14 protein-coding genes are annotated in these 15,865 nt (G+C 65.7%); 4 read left to right on the top strand and 10 right to left on the bottom strand.

Going from position 1 to position 15,865, the window contains the following annotated elements; all coding sequences use genetic code 11:
• Positions 1-4 precede the first annotated feature (4 nt).
• The 10 genes from kdpB to HU763_RS16170 form a co-directional block, all read right to left on the bottom strand.
• Positions 5-2,059 carry a potassium-transporting ATPase subunit KdpB gene (gene kdpB, locus HU763_RS16125; RefSeq protein WP_186688175.1) on the bottom strand — a complete coding sequence of 685 codons (2,055 nt, stop codon included), beginning with the start codon at positions 2,057-2,059 and terminating at the stop codon, positions 5-7.
• Between the two features lie 9 nt (positions 2,060-2,068).
• Positions 2,069-3,763, bottom strand: a complete 1,695-nt coding sequence (kdpA, locus tag HU763_RS16130; protein WP_186688176.1) for a potassium-transporting ATPase subunit KdpA — start codon at positions 3,761-3,763, stop codon at positions 2,069-2,071.
• A 9-nt stretch (positions 3,764-3,772) separates the two neighbouring features.
• Positions 3,773-3,862: a K(+)-transporting ATPase subunit F gene (gene kdpF / locus HU763_RS16135; protein ID WP_170030809.1), complete on the bottom strand. Its 90-nt coding sequence runs from the start codon at positions 3,860-3,862 to the stop codon at positions 3,773-3,775.
• Between the two features lie 218 nt (positions 3,863-4,080).
• On the bottom strand, positions 4,081-5,127 hold the full coding sequence (locus HU763_RS16140; protein ID WP_186688177.1) for an AI-2E family transporter: 1,047 nt from the start codon (positions 5,125-5,127) through the stop codon (positions 4,081-4,083).
• Positions 5,128-5,138: 11 nt separating this feature from the next.
• Positions 5,139-5,933: a DUF4892 domain-containing protein gene (locus HU763_RS16145; RefSeq protein ID WP_186688178.1), complete on the bottom strand. Its 795-nt coding sequence runs from the start codon at positions 5,931-5,933 to the stop codon at positions 5,139-5,141.
• Between the two features lie 109 nt (positions 5,934-6,042).
• Positions 6,043-6,897 carry an alpha/beta hydrolase gene (locus HU763_RS16150; protein WP_186688179.1) on the bottom strand — a complete coding sequence of 285 codons (855 nt, stop codon included), beginning with the start codon at positions 6,895-6,897 and terminating at the stop codon, positions 6,043-6,045.
• Positions 6,894-7,682 (bottom strand): alpha/beta fold hydrolase, encoded by a 789-nt coding sequence (locus HU763_RS16155; protein ID WP_170030817.1) that lies wholly within the window; start codon positions 7,680-7,682, stop codon positions 6,894-6,896. Before HU763_RS16155 ends, HU763_RS16150 begins: the two co-directional genes overlap by 4 nt.
• A gap of 194 nt (positions 7,683-7,876) precedes the next feature.
• Positions 7,877-8,335: a phosphohistidine phosphatase SixA gene (gene sixA, locus HU763_RS16160; protein ID WP_186688181.1), complete on the bottom strand. Its 459-nt coding sequence runs from the start codon at positions 8,333-8,335 to the stop codon at positions 7,877-7,879.
• A complete protein-coding gene (locus tag HU763_RS16165; protein ID WP_186688184.1) occupies positions 8,332-8,679 on the bottom strand; it encodes a DUF4389 domain-containing protein in 348 nt (115 codons plus the stop codon). The genes sixA and HU763_RS16165 overlap by 4 nt, the downstream gene beginning before the upstream one ends.
• A gap of 24 nt (positions 8,680-8,703) precedes the next feature.
• The gene (locus HU763_RS16170; protein WP_170030823.1) at positions 8,704-9,729 is read right to left on the bottom strand and encodes an NAD(P)H-dependent glycerol-3-phosphate dehydrogenase; all 1,026 of its coding nucleotides are present in this window, start codon (positions 9,727-9,729) and stop codon (positions 8,704-8,706) included.
• A 441-nt stretch (positions 9,730-10,170) separates the two neighbouring features.
• On the opposite strand from HU763_RS16170, the gene HU763_RS16175 reads away from it, so the two are divergent.
• From HU763_RS16175 to fabA, 4 genes are all read left to right on the top strand, one after another.
• A complete protein-coding gene (locus HU763_RS16175) occupies positions 10,171-12,318 on the top strand; it encodes a TonB-dependent receptor plug domain-containing protein (protein WP_186688187.1) in 2,148 nt (715 codons plus the stop codon).
• Positions 12,318-13,208 (top strand): ABC transporter substrate-binding protein, encoded by an 891-nt coding sequence (locus tag HU763_RS16180; protein WP_186688190.1) that lies wholly within the window; start codon positions 12,318-12,320, stop codon positions 13,206-13,208. Before HU763_RS16175 ends, HU763_RS16180 begins: the two co-directional genes overlap by 1 nt.
• Positions 13,205-15,136, top strand: coding sequence for an ATP-binding protein (locus HU763_RS16185; RefSeq protein ID WP_186688205.1), 1,932 nt, complete (start codon positions 13,205-13,207; stop codon positions 15,134-15,136). The genes HU763_RS16180 and HU763_RS16185 overlap by 4 nt, the downstream gene beginning before the upstream one ends.
• A 207-nt stretch (positions 15,137-15,343) precedes the next feature.
• On the top strand, positions 15,344-15,859 hold the full coding sequence (gene fabA / locus HU763_RS16190; RefSeq protein WP_170030830.1) for a 3-hydroxyacyl-[acyl-carrier-protein] dehydratase FabA: 516 nt from the start codon (positions 15,344-15,346) through the stop codon (positions 15,857-15,859).
• The last annotated feature ends 6 nt before the right edge of the window (positions 15,860-15,865 follow it).

Consider the following 15,865-nt stretch of genomic DNA (forward strand, 5'->3'; position numbering starts at 1 on the left):
CTCCTCAGACCAGGTGCAGTGCATTAAGCAGCAGATCGATCAGCTTGATCCCGGCAAACGGCACGACGATGCCGCCCAGCCCGTAGATCAGCAGGTTGCGCCGCAGCAGGTGCGCCGCACTGGCGGCCTGCACCCGTACGCCACGCAGCGCCAGCGGGATCAGCACGATGATGATCAGCGCGTTGAACACGATGGCCGACAGAATCGCGCTCTGCGGGCTGGCCAGGTGCATCAGGTTGAGCACGCCCAGCTGCGGGTAGATGGCGGCGAACAGCGCCGGCAGGATGGCGAAGTACTTGGCCACGTCGTTGGCGATGGAAAAGGTGGTCAGCGCACCGCGGGTGACCAGCAGCTCCTTGCCGACCTGGACCACATCCAGCAGCTTGGTCGGGTCGCTGTCCAGGTCGACCATGTTGGCCGCCTCGCGCGCGGCCTGGGTGCCGTCGTTCATGGCCATGCCCACGTCAGCCTGGGCCAGTGCCGGGGCGTCGTTGGCACCGTCGCCGCACATGGCCACCAGGCGGCCGTCGTTCTGCTCCTGGCGGATGCGGGCCAGCTTCTTCTCCGGCGTGGCCTCGGCCAGCACGTCATCCACGCCGGCCTCGGCGGCAATGGCGGCAGCGGTCAGCGGGTTGTCGCCGGTCACCATCACCGTGCGGATGCCCAGTTTGCGCAGCTCGGCGAAGCGCTCGCGAATGCCGGGCTTGACCACGTCCTTGAGGTGGATCACGCCGAGCAGGCGCTTGTCCAGGCACACCAGCAAGGGCGTGCCGCCGCTCTGGGCGATGCGCTCCACTTCACGGGCCAGCGCTGGCGGCATTTCCAGGCGTTGCATGCCGACGAAGGCCAGCACGGCATCGACGGCGCCCTTGCGGTAACAGTGCTGCTGGAAGTCGATGCCCGACAGGCGCGTCTCGGCGCTGAACGCCACGGCCTCGAATTGCCCGGCGGCCGGCTCGATGAAGTCGTGCAACTGGCGCAGGTACTCGACGATCGACTTGCCCTCGGCGGTGTCGTCGGCCAGCGATGCCAGCAAGGCGCCCTCCCCCAACTCGCGGGCGGTGATGCCCGGTGCGGCATGCAGTGCGCTACAGCGGCGGTTGCCGAAGGTGATGGTGCCGGTCTTGTCGAGCATCAGCGTGTGCACGTCCCCGGCCGCTTCCACTGCACGCCCCGAGCGGGCAATCACGTTCAGCCGCACCAGGCGGTCCATGCCGGCGATGCCGATGGCCGACAACAGGCCGCCGATGGTGGTAGGGATCAGCGTCACCAGCAACGCGGCGAGGAAGATCAGCGGCAGGCTGCCACCGGCGAAGTGGGCGAACGGCTGCAAGGTCACCACCACGATCAGGAAGATCAGGGTCAGGCCGATCAACAGGATGTCGAGGGCGATCTCGTTCGGGGTCTTCTGCCGCTTGGCGCCTTCGACCAGGGCAATCATGCGGTCGAGGGTCGATTCGCCCGGGTTGCTGGTGATCCGGATCAACAGCCAGTCGGAGACCAGCCGGGTATTGCCGGTCACTGCCGAGCGGTCGCCACCGGACTCGCGGATCACCGGCGCCGACTCGCCGGTAATGGCGGCCTCGTTGACCGCAGCGATACCTTCGAGCACCTCGCCATCACCGGGGATCATCTCGCCGGCCACCACGCGCACCACATCGTCCTTGCGCAGCGCGCTGGCCGCGACGGTTTCGTAGCTGCCGTCGCGCTTGCGCCGTTGGGCGGTCAGGCCCTGGCTACCAGCCTTGAGGCTATCGGCGCGGGCCTTGCCACGGCCTTCGGCCAGGGCTTCGGCGAAGTTGGCGAACAACACCGTGAACCACAGCCACAGGGCGATCTGCACGGCAACTCCGGTACTCACGCCACTGCCGGGCACCGCGCACAGGGCGGTGGTCAGCAACGCCGTCAGGGCGACCACCAGCATCACCGGCGAGCGCTTGAGCTGACGCGGGTCGAGCTTGACGAATGCCTGCACCAGCGCCGGGCGCCACAGTGCGGCGAAGCGGGTCTGGTCCTTGGCACTGTGGCGGGTTTGTACTTCAGGAATGGGCATGTTCATGGTCGATCCTCAAAAACCCAGGCTCAAGTGTTCGGCGATTGGCCCAAGGGCCAGGGCCGGCAGGAAGGTCAAGCCGCCGACCAGCAGGATGGTCACCAGCAGCAGGCCGGTGAACAGCGGGCCATGGGTGGGGAAGCTGTTCAGCCCCTGGGGCGCGCTTTTCTTCGCCGCCAGGCTGCCGGCCAGGGCCAGCACCGGCAGGATGTAGCCAAAGCGGCCGATGAGCATGGCCAGGCCGATCATCAGGTTGTGGAACACCGTGCCGGCGCCGAAGCCGGCAAAGGCCGAGCCGTTGTTGGCGGCACCCGAGGTGTAGGCGTACAGCAACTGGCTGAAACCATGCGCACCGGGGTTGCTCACCGCAGCCGCCGGGCCAGGCAGGCTGGCGGCGATGGCACCGAGTACCAGCACGCCGACCGGCATCACCAGCAGGGTCGCCACCAGCAGTTGTACCTCGCGGGCTTGCAGCTTCTTGCCCAGGTATTCCGGGGTGCGGCCAATCATCAGCCCCGCCAGGAACACCGCGATCAACACGAACAGCAGCATGCCGTACAGCCCAGCACCGACACCGCCGAAGATCACCTCGCCGACCATCATGTTGACCATCGCCACCATCCCGGTGAGGGGATTGAGGCTGTCGTGCATGGCATTGACCGAACCGTTGGAGGCCGCTGTGGTAGTCACCGTCCATAGCACCGAGCCGGTGGTGCCGAAGCGGCTTTCCTTACCTTCCATGGGCGCGCTGTGCTGGACCTGCGCGCTGTCCAGGGCCGGGTTGGGCTGGTGCTCGGACCACAACGCCGTGCTACCGCCGATCAGGAACAGGGCCAGCATGCAGGCGAGGATGGCGCGGCTCTGGCGCAAGTCCTTCACGTAGTGGCCGAAGGTGAACACCAGCGCCGCCGGAATGAGGATGATCGATGCCACCTCGAACAGGTTGCTCCAGGCCGTGGGGTTCTCGAACGGGTGCGCCGAGTTGACACCGAAGAAGCCACCGCCGTTGGTCCCCAGCTGCTTGATGGCGATCTGGCTGGCGGCCGGGCCCAGCGGGATGGTCTGTTCGCTGCCTTGCAGGGTGACGGCGTGGGCGTAATCGGCCAGGGTCTGCGGCACGCCCTGCCACACCAGCAGCAGTGCCAACAGCAGGCACAGCGGCAGTAGGCCATAGAGGGTGGCACGGGTCATGTCGACCCAGAAGTTGCCCAGCGTCGTCGCGCTGCGCCGGGCGATGCCACGGCACAGGGCGACCAGCACGGCCAGGCCGGTGGCGGCGCTGACGAAGTTCTGCACGGTCAGGCCGAGCATCTGGCTCAGGTAGCTGACCGACGCCTCACCGCTGTAGGCCTGCCAGTTGGTGTTGGTGACGAAGCTGACGGCGGTGTTGAACGCCAGCGACCATTCCTGGCCGGGCAGGTGCTGCGGGTTGAGTGGCAGGTAGCCCTGCAGCAGCAACACGGTGAACAGCAGCAGGAACCCGACCAGGTTGAAGGCCAGCAGGGCAAGGCTGTACTGCCGCCAGTTCTGTTCCTGGCTGCTGCGCACACCCGCCAGCCGGTAGCAGGCTTGCTCGACCGGGCCGAGCACAGGCGACAGCCAGGTACGCTGGCCTTCCATGACCTTGTAGTAGAACCGACCGAGCCAGGGTGCCGGTAGCAGCACGATGGCGAAAAAAGCCAGGAGCAAGGCGAAATCGTAACTGTGCATGGCCGCTCCCTAGCTGCGATCGGCGCGCAGCAGCGCCACCAGCAGATAAAACGCCAATGCCACTGCCAGCAGCAGTGACAGCCCGTCGAGCACGTTCATGTGTGGTTCTCCCCGTGTTGCGGCTTGGGCCGCTTTGGGGGAATTGTCCGAGGGAGGGGCGTAAAGGGGCGAGATCGAGGGGCCGCGATCAGGATAAAGAATGCGTAAAGATCAAGTCATGTGTTGCCTGCACCGACCTGATTTTGTAGGAGCGGATTTATCCGCGATGCGCCGCGCGGGCGGCGCTCCATACGGGCGACAAACACCTCAAGGGCGAACTAAGACTGCACCGGCCCCGAATTCCGGCTCCAGTCCAGCAACAGGCTATACCCCACGGCCAGCAAGGTAGGCCCGATGAACAACCCGATGAAGCCAAAGGCGATCAAGCCGCCAAACACCCCCAGCAGCACGATCACCAGCGGCAGGTTGCCGCCACGGCTGATCAGGTACGGCTTCAGCACGTTGTCCACGCCGCTGATGACGAAGGTGCCCCAGACGCCGAGGAACACCGCCATGCCGTATTCGCCCTTCCATACCAGCCAGGCCGTGGCCGGGATCCAGGCCAAGGGCGGTCCCATCGGGATCAGGCTGAGCATGAAGGTCACCAGGCCCAGCACGATGGCGCCAGGGACACCGGCAATCAGGAAGCCGATCAACGCGAGAACAGCCTGCGCGGCAGCCGTGCCGATCACACCGTTGACCACCCGCTGCACCGTGCCGGCGACCAGCTCCAGGTAGTACTCGCCGCGCTCGCCCACCAGGCGGTGCAGCAAGCGCAGGACGAACGCCGACAACCGCGGGCCGTCGCGATAGAAGAAGAACACGAAGACCAGGCTCAGGGTCAGCTCCAGCACGCCGCTGCCGATTTGCGCACTGCGCGCCAGCAACCAGTTACCCACCTGCCCCAGGTGCGGCTTGATCGAAGCCAGCAAGGCCGCGCCCTGCTGGTCCAGCGACTGCCACCAGCTGACCAGGCGTTCGCCCACCAACGGGATGCCCCCCAGCCAGGCCGGGGCATCGGGCAGGCCGTCGACCTGCACGTCACGGACAAACGCCGTGGCATCGCGAATGTGGTCGGCCAGGTTGAACCCCAGCCACACCAGCGGCAGGGCCACGATCAGGATCCAGGCGCTGGTGAGCAGGCTGGCGGCCAGGGTTTCGCGCCCGCCCAGCACGCGGGTGAGAAAGCGCATCAGCGGCCAGCTGGCAAAGGCCAGGATGGCCCCCCACAACAGCGCCGAAATGAACGGTGCCATCACCCAAAGGCCGGCACCCAGCAGTGCCAGCAGCAGAATCTGGATCAACAGGCGGTCATTGTTAACCATGGCGGGCTCGTTCAACGGATCAGTTCAAGGTGCAGGCCTTCGCCAGGCGCGCTACCGACCTCGAGGCGGCTATTGCGCACCCCCGCCTTGACCAGCGCCTCGCGCCAGGCTTCGGCCTGCGGGCCACTGAGGCTGGCACGCAGGGTGCTGTCGAGGTTCAGGCTGCGCGCCAGCAGGTCTGCCCAGGTGTCTTGCGGCGCCGCGAGGTCCGGGTAGTCGAGCTTGCCGGTGTCGCGCATTTCCCGCAGCACCGTGGCGGCAGTTGGCAGCAGTACGCCCAGCGGGCTGCCGGCGACGAACTCTTCCACATGCAGGTAGGCGCGGCGGTTGCCACGGGTAACGCTGTACAGCGCGACCAGGGTGTCGGCCTGCTGCGCCGAGCGGCGCAACAGGATGAACGCCTGTTGCTCGTCGCCACCGTTGAGGCGGGCATTGCCGAACACATCGTTGGCCCACAGACTGGCTTCGCCGCAATCGCGGCCCTGGCACCAGAACAGCGGGTAACCACCCTCGTGCTGCAGCGCTTCGCGCGCGCTGGTGAACGCTTCGCGGGCGGTGCGCTCGACTGGCAGCTCATAGGTGACCGAGCTGACCTGGCCGCGGCTCTCGACCTTGTTCTCGACCCGCAGGCGGCCGCTGATCTTGCGTAGCGGCCCCAGCGGGTAGACGCGTTCCTGCTCCACGGCCGGACGCTGGTCGACCACCTTGGCGTCCACCGGTACCGGCAGGCTGCTGCCCCATGACACAGGGCTGGCGATCACCAGGCAGGCCGCGAAGGCAAAGCGAATGGCAACAGGCGCGCTCATCGGCGACCCAGGCGGCGCTCAGCGCCGAGGTGAAGCTCCAGGATGTCTGGCAATTGCATGGTTGTCTCCCTGTTCAACCCGCCAAGCCTCGACAGTTGTCTGTTGCAAGTCAAGCAAAGCCAAAGAAGCGATTGAAACAGTCTGCGACAAGCGCTGCGCCCTGCTCATCGTTCAGGTGCAGGTGATGGCCACCGGGCAGCCTCACCTGTTCAAAGGGTAGCTGCTGCAGCAACGCGGTGTGGCGTGCCAGCATGCCATCGGCCGCCACCACCAGGCACGCCGGACAACTCACCCGGCGCACATGGGCCATGGCCTGGGTTTCACTCAGGCGCAGCGGCGATGGCAGGGTCAGGCGGCTGTCGCTGCGCCAGCTGTAGCCACCCGGCACTGGCATCAAGCCACGCTGGGCCAGCAGCTCGGCGGCCTCGCGGCTGACCGCAACCATACCCTTCATGCGCGCCTCGACGCCCCGTTCCAGCGTGGCGTACACCGACTTGCGCTTGTCATCCAGGCGCAGCTGGGCCTGCAGGGCCATGCCCAGGCGCTCGGCGGCGTCCTGCTCGGCACCGGTCGGCGGGATCACGCCATCGATCAAAGCCAGGTGGCTCACCCGCTCCGGCAACGCGCCAGCCAGTTGTACCGAGATGATTGCCCCCAGCGAATGGCCCAGCAGGGCGAAACGTTGCCAGCCCAGTTGCCCGGCCACCCGCAGCACGTCATGGGCGTAATCGGCCAGGGCATAGCCGGCGCCGGGCGGCCGGTGCTCGGAGTAGCCGTGCCCGGCCAGGTCCAGGGCAACGATGCGCAGGCCTTTCAAGCGCGGTGCCAGACGGGCGAAGCTGTTGGCATTGTCCAGCCAGCCATGCAGGGCGATCACCGGTAGCCCGTCGGCAGGACCGAACAGGTGCGCCGCCAGTTCGATATGGCCCAGGCTCAGGCGTACTTCCTCGACCTGCGTGCTCATGCCTGGCTCCAGCGGTCGAACAGGCCCTTGATCAGGCTGGCGGTGTCGGTCGGCCGCTCCAGTGGGAACATGTGCCCGCCCGGCACGCTGTGGTATTCGCCCTTGGGCATGCCGCGTACAGCCAGCGCATGGTGGCGGCGAATGACCTTGCTGCGCTCGCCGCGGACCATGGCCAGTGGCACCTGCAAGTGCCGAGCAGGCGCAGGGCTGGTATGCGGAATGCTACGGTAGATGCTGATTTCGGTGGCGACGTCGAAGCGCAGTTGCAGCCCTTGCGGCATCGCCTGCAGGCCATGCTCGACATACGCATCCAGGCAGTCGGGGTCGAAATGGCGAAACAGCGACTTGCCGGCAAAATAAGCGCGGGCGCTGTTACGGTCACCGAAGGTTTCGCGGCGTCCCAAGGTGCGGCCAGCCGGGGTGATACGGTCGATGAAGCCGAAGCGCTTGGCAGTGCGCAGCAGCCATTGGTCGGCGCGGGTGAGTACTGGCGAGTCGAGCATCACCACCCCGCGGTAGTACTCCGGGCGGCGCAGGGCCGCATGCAGGTGCAGCACACCGCCCAATGAATGGCCGACACCCCATACCGGCTGGTCCTGCCGGGCCAGGTGATGCAGCAACTCATCGACCAGGCCCTGCCAGTTGTCGTCCACCGGAAAGCGTGGATCGTGCCCGTGCTGGGCCAGGTGCTGCACCTGATAGTCCGGTGCCAGCGCCGCGAACAGCTTGCCGTAGGTGGCCGAGGGGAAACCATTGGCATGGGCGAAGAAGATCTGCTGCGACATGGCGCCACATCCGGATGGCAAATGATGGCCCATTGTCGGTATCGCCGGGCAGTTCGGCAACATCCGGAAAGGTCATCGGCGAGGGCTATCAGGTCATGCCAGCGCCCACCGGTACAGCGCTGGCCTGGAAAGCAGCACGATACTTGTGGAAGCGGCCTTGTATCGCCAAAGGGGCGCAAAGCGGCCCCGGCGACTCAAGCCGGGGCGTTGATTGCCCGCAGGGTCATCAAGCCAGCCAGCGGCCAGTCCCCTTCCAGCTCGGCCAGGCTGGCAGTGCTCATGCCCGCCGGCCGCTGTTGATGGCCATGCTCCAGCGCGCCGACCAAAGTCCCCACCAACGGCTGATGACTGACCAGCAACACATGCTCCAGACCCAGACGCTCGATTTCACCGATCACCTGCTGCACGTCACTTTCAGGCGTCAGCCACGGCACAGTGCGCACCGGCTCAGCGAAGCCCAGGGTGTCATGCACCAGCGCCGCCGTCTGCTGGGCGCGCACGTAGGGGCTGGCGAGGATCGCCTGCAACGGCTGGCCCAGCAGGCGAGCAGCGCTGTGCAGCACCTGCTCGCGGCCATGGGCGGTCAACCGGCGTTCGGCATCGCTGCTGGCCCGCGGCTCCGCTTCGCCGTGGCGCAATATCCACAGCTTCACAGCTTGGGCTCCTCGTCACGCACCGGGTGCGGCGCAGGGGCGACGGCATGCGGCGCCTCGCCTTCGGGGGCGCGCGGCGCCGGCCAGTCGGCGAACGGCCAGGGTTTCTGGTCACTGTGGAAGCTGCCGAATCGGCCGATCTGCGCCAGGTACTGGCTCAGGCTATCGCCGAAATTCATCAGGCTGGCGCTTGGCGCACCATACACCAGGCGATAGATCAACTGCACCAGCACCAGGCCGCCAAGGAGGATCTCGGCCAGTTGCCAGACCACCAGGAAAACCAGCATCCACAGCACCCGCAGGATGATCGACTCGCGCTGGGCGCGCTCCGGGGTATCGTTCATGTTTCGCTCCTTGCTGCGTGCGGCTCAGTTGAAACCGCTGATGGAAATGAAATCGACATCGGTCTTCGGCTCGGCGCGCATCAGGTGCTCGATCACCTGGTTCAGCGTGCGGCCTTCGAACAGGATGGCATGCAGGCCCGCCACCAGCGGCATGTACACCTGCACTTCCTGGGCCTTGGCCTTGAGCACCTTGAGCGTGTTGACGCCTTCGGCCACTTCGCCCAGGCGGTTGACAGCCTGTTCCAGGCTCAGGCCCTGGCCTAGCGCATAGCCAACTTGATAGTTGCGGCTCTTGGGCGAGGAACAGGTGACGATCAGGTCACCCACCCCGGCCAGGCCGAGGAAGGTCATGGGGTTGGCACCCTGGCTGACGGCAAAGCGGGTCATCTCGGCCAGGGCACGGGTAATCAGCATGCTCTTGGTGTTCTCGCCCATGCCCAGCGCCACCGCCATGCCGGCGATGATGGCGTAGACGTTCTTCAACGCCCCACCCAGCTCGACGCCAAAGCGGTCGCTACTGGCGTAGACACGGAAGGTACGCCCATGCAGCACGGCCTGCACCTGCTGACAGAGCTTTTCGTCCTCGCTGGCGACCACCGTGGCGGTCAGCGCGTGCTCGGCGATCTCACGGGCCAGGTTGGGGCCCGACAGCACCCCGATGCGGGCTTCGGGGGCGATTTCTTCGAGGATCTGGCTCATCAGCTTGAAGCTCTGTGCTTCGATGCCCTTGGTCAGGCTGACCAGGCCCTTGCCGCGCAGCAGCTCGGCGTGGGGCGCCAGCACGCTGCGCAGGGCACTCGACGGCAGGGCGACGAAGATCAGGTCGCTGGCCTGCAAGGTCGCCAGCAGGTCGTTGACCGGCTCGACGCCGTCATGCAGGCGGATGCCCTTGAGGTAGCGTGGGTTTTCGCGGTTGACGCGCATGGCTTCGGCTTGCTCGGGGTCGCGCATCCATTGGCGCACCGGCACGCCGTTTTCGGCCAGCAGGTTCGCCACGGCGGTACCGAAGCTGCCGCCTCCAAGAACTGCAACAGGTTGCTGTTCAGTCATATTCAATCCGTTAGAGCCATTAAGTTAAGTGGCGACCTGAACATTATACGGGTCGTCTGCTACAGAGCCAGTGGTGGGGGGTTTTCGGGTTCGCCTTGGTTTTTTTGGCGCCTGTGCGATCGAGCGCCGCCCGCGCGGCGCATCGCGAGCTGCGCTCGCTCCTACGTTTGTTTCGGGCCAATCATTTCTGTGGGATTTTCGCGCGGACCCTTTGGCGCACGGCGCGCTATCGCGTCGTACACACCAGGCGGTCGCGCGCGCCTGTCACAGGCGTTACTGGCCCGAAACAAACGTAGGAGCGAGCGCAGCTCGCGATGCGCCGCGCGGGCGGCGCTCGATCGCACAGGCGCTGAAACCCTCAAGACATGCCCCCCGCCCCAACCACCATCCCAAGCCCGCCTCCCCCACAGCCCACTGGCAAAACCCGCCCGGTCAGTTACCATGCCTGTCTCAATCCTGAAACAAGGCAGCTTTGTGTTCCCTGGCACGCCCCCGTACCCGCGCCTGCTCCTGCTGACTGCCCTGCTCGGTGGCCCGGCCGTGGCCGACGATCTGTTCATCGACAACACCGACCTGCCGCAGGTTCTGACCGCCACGCGCCTGAAACAATCCCCGGCGGCAGTGCCGGGCAGCATGACCGTGCTCGACAGCGAGCTGATCCGCGCCAGCGGCGCCCGCGATATCCCCGAGTTGCTGCGCCTGGTGCCGGGCATGATGATCGGCTACGGCGCCGCCAACCAGCCCACCGTCAACTACCACGGCAGTAACGTCAACGACGCCCGGCGCATGCAGGTGCTGATCGACGGCCGCTCGGTGTACCGCGCAGGCCTGGCCACGGTGGACTGGAGCGATATCCCGCTGGCCATGGAAGACATCGAACGCATCGAGGTGTTTCGCGGCCCGAACACGGTCAGCTACGGCGCCAATGCACTGATGGCGGTAGTCAACATCCTGACCCGCAACCCCGCCGACAGCCATGGCACGCGGCTGAAGACCACCCGCGGCCAGGACGGCATCAACGACTTCTACGCCAGCCACGGCTTTGGCTGGGACGGCGGCGACATGCGCCTGTCGCTGTCAGGCCAGCAGGATGATGGTTTCGATGAAAACCAGTTCGGCCAGGACTACCGCGACAGCCGCCGGCTGACCCGCTTCAACCTCAATGCCAGCCACAGCCTGGCCCACGACCAGACCCTGGAATGGCAGCTGGCGGCGAAAGAAGGCAGCAACCAGCGGCCCTACACCTACAAGCCGGTATTCAAGAGATACGAGGTAGGCAACGACGCTGACGTCAATGCCAAGGACTACGCAGGTTCACTGCGCTGGACCAAGGACTTCAGTGCCGAGCACAGCCTTTATATCCAGGGTTCGGCGCAGCATTTCGACCGTCAGCAGGTCTGGCGGGCCTGTGACGCCTTGCAGTCGTTCAGCCCGGAACTGACCCAGCTGTGGCAGATCAACCCTGACTTCGCGGAAAAAGTGGCACGCGGTATTGCTACCGGTGCGCCACTTTCGACCAATGACCCGGTCATGAAAGGGCTGCTGGAGAAGGTTCAGCAGCAATGGGCGAACGGTGGCAACCAGCAGGTCTGCGGCGATGTCGACCAGAGCACGCGCGAAACCCGCTACGACCTGGAAATCCAGGACACCCTGAGCCTGACCGACAGCCTGCGCCTGCTCAGCGGCATGAATTACCGCTACGATCGTGCCGACTCGCAGACCTACTTCAACGGCAGCATCGACGACCAGACCTGGCGCCTGTTCGGCCAGCTGGAGTGGCGCGCCGACGAACACTGGATCCTGCAGGGCGGCACCATGTTCGAGGACTCGCGCCTGTCGGGCAGCTCGCTGACGCCGCGCGTGGCGGTCAACTACCTGATCACCCCGCGCCATGGCTTGCGCGCGGTGTATTCCGAGGCCGTGCGCTCGCCCGACATGTTCGAGAACAACGTCAACTGGAGCTACACGGTCAAGAACCTCAGCCCCAATGCGTTCGGCCTGCAGAACGGCGAGTACTTCGTCAAGACCCGTGGCCCGGGCGATCTCGAGCAGGAGCGCATGCGCTCGCGCGAGGTAGGCTACAACGGCTACTTCAGCGACATCGACCTGAGCATGGATGTGAAGCTGTTCTACGACGAGATCACCGGCATGATCAGCGAGCCCCTGAAGAACAACCAGTTCATTGCCAGCAACGCCAACAAGGCCCGCTTCAGCGGCAGCGAGGCACAACTGGACTGGCGCCCGACCCTGCGCGACCGCCTGCGCCTGACCTATGCCTATGTCGATGCCTGGGCCAGCAACCCCGACGACCGCCGCCTCAGCGCCCGCAACAGCGGTTCGGCCGGGTGGATGCGCGAGTGGGGCGACGGCTGGTCGAGCGCGCTGTTCTACTATGGCGACGATGCCCTCAACCAGTACCGTTACGAGCGCCTCGACCTGCGCCTGGCCAAACGCTTCCGGGTGCACGGCAGCAACCTCGAGCTGGCGGCGCTATGGCAACAACGCCTGGACGATGAACCGACCACCGCGATCCAGAACCGCTACGACAGCCGCCATCGCCTGAGCGTCAGCGCGGAGCTGGAGTTCTGATGGCCCTGTTGCTGCGCCTGTTGCTGCTCTGCCTGTGGCCGTTGGGGCCGCTGTCCGCCAGCGAAATCGTGCTGGTCGGCGCAGAGGATCAGCCCGGCATCCGCAGCTTCGTCGCGGCCCTGGAAAGCCGCCGCCCGCATGATCATGTGCACTTCCAGACCACCGCCGACCTGCCACGCCCCGGCCTGCTCAAGAGCGACCTGCGCCTGATCCTGCTGGACAACGCCGCGCTGGAGTGGCGCCTGGGTGAAAACACCGGCCCACCAGCCCTGGCCATGCGGGTCAGCCGGGTACAGGCTGCACAGCGCCTGGGAAAGTCGCTGCCAGGGTTCCTCACGTTGTTGTGGAGCGACCCGCCGCTGGGCCGGCAACTGCGCCTGGCGCGCTACCTGCTGCCACAGGCCCAGCGCATTGGCGTGCTGTACGGCGAGCACAGCGGTTTCCTGCTCGAAGAGCTGCGCCTTGCCGCCCGCCCGCTGGGCCTGGAAATCATTGCCCAGAACTGGCCCGACCCGCGTGACAGCCGGCCCCTGCAGCACCTGCTGGCCAACAGCGATGTGCTGCTGGGCCTGGACGACCCCGACCTGTACAACTCCAAGACCGCCAAGAACCTGCTGTTGAGCAGCTATGGCCGACAGATGGCGCTGATCGGCCCGAACGCCGGGTTCGTCCGCGCCGGCGCCCTGGCCAGCACCTTCAGCGACCAGGACGACTGGCTGGCGGTACTCGACCAGTTGCTCGACCAGCCACCGGCGCGCTGGCCACGTAGCTTGTATCCGGCACGCTACGGCGTCAGCGGCAACCAGCAGGTGGCGCGCGCCCTGGGCCTTGAACCGATCGATCCGAACGCCGCCGCCCAGGCCCTGGCTGAAGGAGAACCCACCCCATGAGCAAACGCCTGAGCTGGGACATCCACACCCGTACCCAGATCATCAGCCTCGGCCCGGCCCTGTTGCTGACCCTGCTGCTGATCAGTTTCTTTACCTTCGTCCGCATCCAGGACCTGCGCCAGGAGCTGAACCACACCGGGCAACTGATCGCCAACCAGCTGGCGCCGGCCTCGGAGTATGGGGTGATATCGGGCAACAACGAGGTGCTCGAAGGCCTGATGCGCGCCACCCTCAGCATTCCCCACGTGCGCTTTCTGGAGGTGCAGGACAGCCGCAACCATATCCTGGTGTACGTCGAGCAATCCGATGAAAGCACCAGTCGCGCGCAACGCGTCGAAGTGTTCCAGGCGCCCATCCGCCTGCAGCAGATCCGCCTGGACAACGACTTCCTGCAACAGGGCAAGGCAACCGCCCCGGCCATCGGCGACGATTACCTGGGCCGGGTGATCGTCGGCATGTCCGATGACGCCTTCAGCCAGCGCCAGCAGGAGATCGTGATCAAGGCCGGCATCCTCGCGCTGTTCGCCCTGCTGTTCACCTTCCTCCTGGCGCGCCGCCTGGCCCTGAGCCTGGCCAAGCCGATCAGCGACATGGGCCATGCGGTCAAGGCCATCCAGCAGGGCGAGTACGACACCCTGCTGCCGGTGGTCGATGACAGCGAGCTCGGCCACCTGGCGCGCCACATCAACAACCTGGCGCACGCCCTCGAGCAGGCCAGCGATGAACAGAAACAGGCCATTGCCGAGCTGATCCAGGCCCGCGAAGAGGCCGAGCAGGCCAACCGCGCCAAGTCGGACTTCCTGGCCATGATGAGCCACGAACTGCGTACACCGATGAATGGCGTGCTGGGCATGCTGCAGTTGCTGGAAACCACGCCGCTGAGCAACGAACAGGCGGAGTATACGGCGGTGGCCAGCGAGTCCACCGGGCACCTGCTCAAGGTCATCAACGACATTCTCGACTTCTCGCGCATCGAGCGTGCCGCGCTGCAGCTGGAACACATCGACTTCAACCTCGGCGAGCTGATCACCAGCAGTGTCCAGTCGTTCCAGCACAGCGCCCAGCAGCGTGGCCTCGGCCTGCACCTGCAAACGCCGGCCGGCATCGAGCAACTGCAGGTCAACGGCGACCCCACGCGTATCCGCCAGATCCTGCTGAACCTGGTGGGCAATGCCTTGAAGTTCACCGAACGCGGGCAGGTGCAGGTCGAGGCCCACTGGCAGGTACTCGACCGGCAACTGATCTGGCTGACCTGCAGCGTGCGTGACACCGGTATCGGCATCGACAGCGAACGCCTGGAAATGATGTTCGTCGCCTTCCAGCAGGCCGACAGCTCGATTTCCCGCCGCTATGGTGGCACCGGGCTGGGGCTGTCGATCGCCCGTACCCTGGCCGAACGCATGGGTGGCAAGCTGCGCGGCGAAAGCCGTGAAGGCCTGGGTTCGACCTTTACCCTGGAAATGCCGTTGGCCCTGGCCAGCCCTGCCCCGGCCGCGCTGGCGCAGGCAAGCGAGGCACATCCTGCGGTGGGCGATGATAGCCAGGTGTTGCTGGTAGAGGACAATCAAGTCAACCAGAGCGTCATCGCCGCCATGCTGCGCAGCCTGGGGTTGGCGGTCTGCACCGCCGAGGACGGCCTGGAGGCGGTCGAACGGGTCAGCCGGCAGCGCTTTGCCGCCGTGCTGATGGATTGCCGCCTGCCACACCTGGACGGCTATGAGGCTACCCGGCGCATCCGCCAGCTGCCCAACGGCGCCGGGCTACCGATCATCGCCCTGACCGCCAATGCCCTGCAGGGCGACCGCGAGCGTTGCATGGCCGCCGGCATGGACGATTACCTGAGCAAACCCTTGCGCCGCACCGAACTGCAGCAGGTGCTGCAGCGCTGGCTACCCGGTCGGACAACCGCGACTGGCGATAAATGCTAAAGTGCGGCAGTCTTAAACACTGGACAGGACCTTCAACGGACCTGAAAATAGACGTTTCAGTGCACACCTGTACTTCTTTCGCCAGGTGCGCTGTGACTTTCACCACAACGCAATAGTCTACCTGTAGGCTGCCGCCCCGAAGCTGTTGGTTTTCGGGCCGGCCGGGAAGATTCATCCCCTGCCACAGGGGGTTATTGAGGAGCTCGCATGACCAAACAACACGCCTTTACTCGGGAAGACCTGCTGCGCTGCAGTCGCGGTGAGCTGTTCGGCCCAGGTAATGCGCAACTGCCCGCGCCGAACATGCTGATGGTCGATCGCATCACCCATATCAGCGAAGAAGGCGGCAAGTACGGCAAAGGTGAATTGGTCGCCGAGCTGGATATCACCCCGGACCTGTGGTTCTTCGCCTGCCACTTCGAAGGCGACCCGGTAATGCCGGGCTGCCTGGGCCTGGACGCCATGTGGCAGCTGGTCGGTTTCTTCCTCGGCTGGCAGGGCTTGCCGGGCCGCGGCCGCGCCCTGGGTTCGGGCGAGGTGAAGTTCTTTGGCCAGGTACTGCCGCAGGCCAAGAAGGTCACTTACAACATCCACATCAAGCGCGTCCTGAAGGGCAAGCTGAACATGGCCATCGCCGATGGCTCGGTCAGCGTCGACGGCCGCGAGATCTACACTGCCGAAGGCCTGCGGGTCGGCGTGTTCACCTCCACTGACAATTTCTAAGGGTTA

It is taken from the genome of Pseudomonas anuradhapurensis, from assembly GCF_014269225.2.
In the GTDB taxonomy this organism is placed as follows: domain Bacteria; phylum Pseudomonadota; class Gammaproteobacteria; order Pseudomonadales; family Pseudomonadaceae; genus Aquipseudomonas; species Aquipseudomonas anuradhapurensis.

Bases quoted from the DNA above. Each gene is read 5' to 3' on its own strand.
- kdpB (WP_186688175.1), bottom strand. From the start codon at position 2,059: ATGAACATGCCCATTCCTGAAGTACAAACCCGCCACAGTGCCAAGGAC.
- kdpA (WP_186688176.1), bottom strand. From the start codon at position 3,763: ATGCACAGTTACGATTTCGCCTTGCTCCTGGCTTTTTTCGCCATCGTG.
- kdpF (WP_170030809.1), bottom strand. From the start codon at position 3,862: ATGAACGTGCTCGACGGGCTGTCACTGCTGCTGGCAGTGGCATTGGCG.
- HU763_RS16140 (WP_186688177.1), bottom strand. From the start codon at position 5,127: ATGGTTAACAATGACCGCCTGTTGATCCAGATTCTGCTGCTGGCACTG.
- HU763_RS16145 (WP_186688178.1), bottom strand. From the start codon at position 5,933: ATGAGCGCGCCTGTTGCCATTCGCTTTGCCTTCGCGGCCTGCCTGGTG.
- HU763_RS16150 (WP_186688179.1), bottom strand. From the start codon at position 6,897: ATGAGCACGCAGGTCGAGGAAGTACGCCTGAGCCTGGGCCATATCGAA.
- HU763_RS16155 (WP_170030817.1), bottom strand. From the start codon at position 7,682: ATGTCGCAGCAGATCTTCTTCGCCCATGCCAATGGTTTCCCCTCGGCC.
- HU763_RS16165 (WP_186688184.1), bottom strand. From the start codon at position 8,679: ATGAACGATACCCCGGAGCGCGCCCAGCGCGAGTCGATCATCCTGCGG.
- HU763_RS16170 (WP_170030823.1), bottom strand. From the start codon at position 9,729: ATGACTGAACAGCAACCTGTTGCAGTTCTTGGAGGCGGCAGCTTCGGT.
- HU763_RS16175 (WP_186688187.1), top strand. From the start codon at position 10,171: ATGCCTGTCTCAATCCTGAAACAAGGCAGCTTTGTGTTCCCTGGCACG.
- HU763_RS16180 (WP_186688190.1), top strand. From the start codon at position 12,318: ATGGCCCTGTTGCTGCGCCTGTTGCTGCTCTGCCTGTGGCCGTTGGGG.
- HU763_RS16185 (WP_186688205.1), top strand. From the start codon at position 13,205: ATGAGCAAACGCCTGAGCTGGGACATCCACACCCGTACCCAGATCATC.
- fabA (WP_170030830.1), top strand. From the start codon at position 15,344: ATGACCAAACAACACGCCTTTACTCGGGAAGACCTGCTGCGCTGCAGT.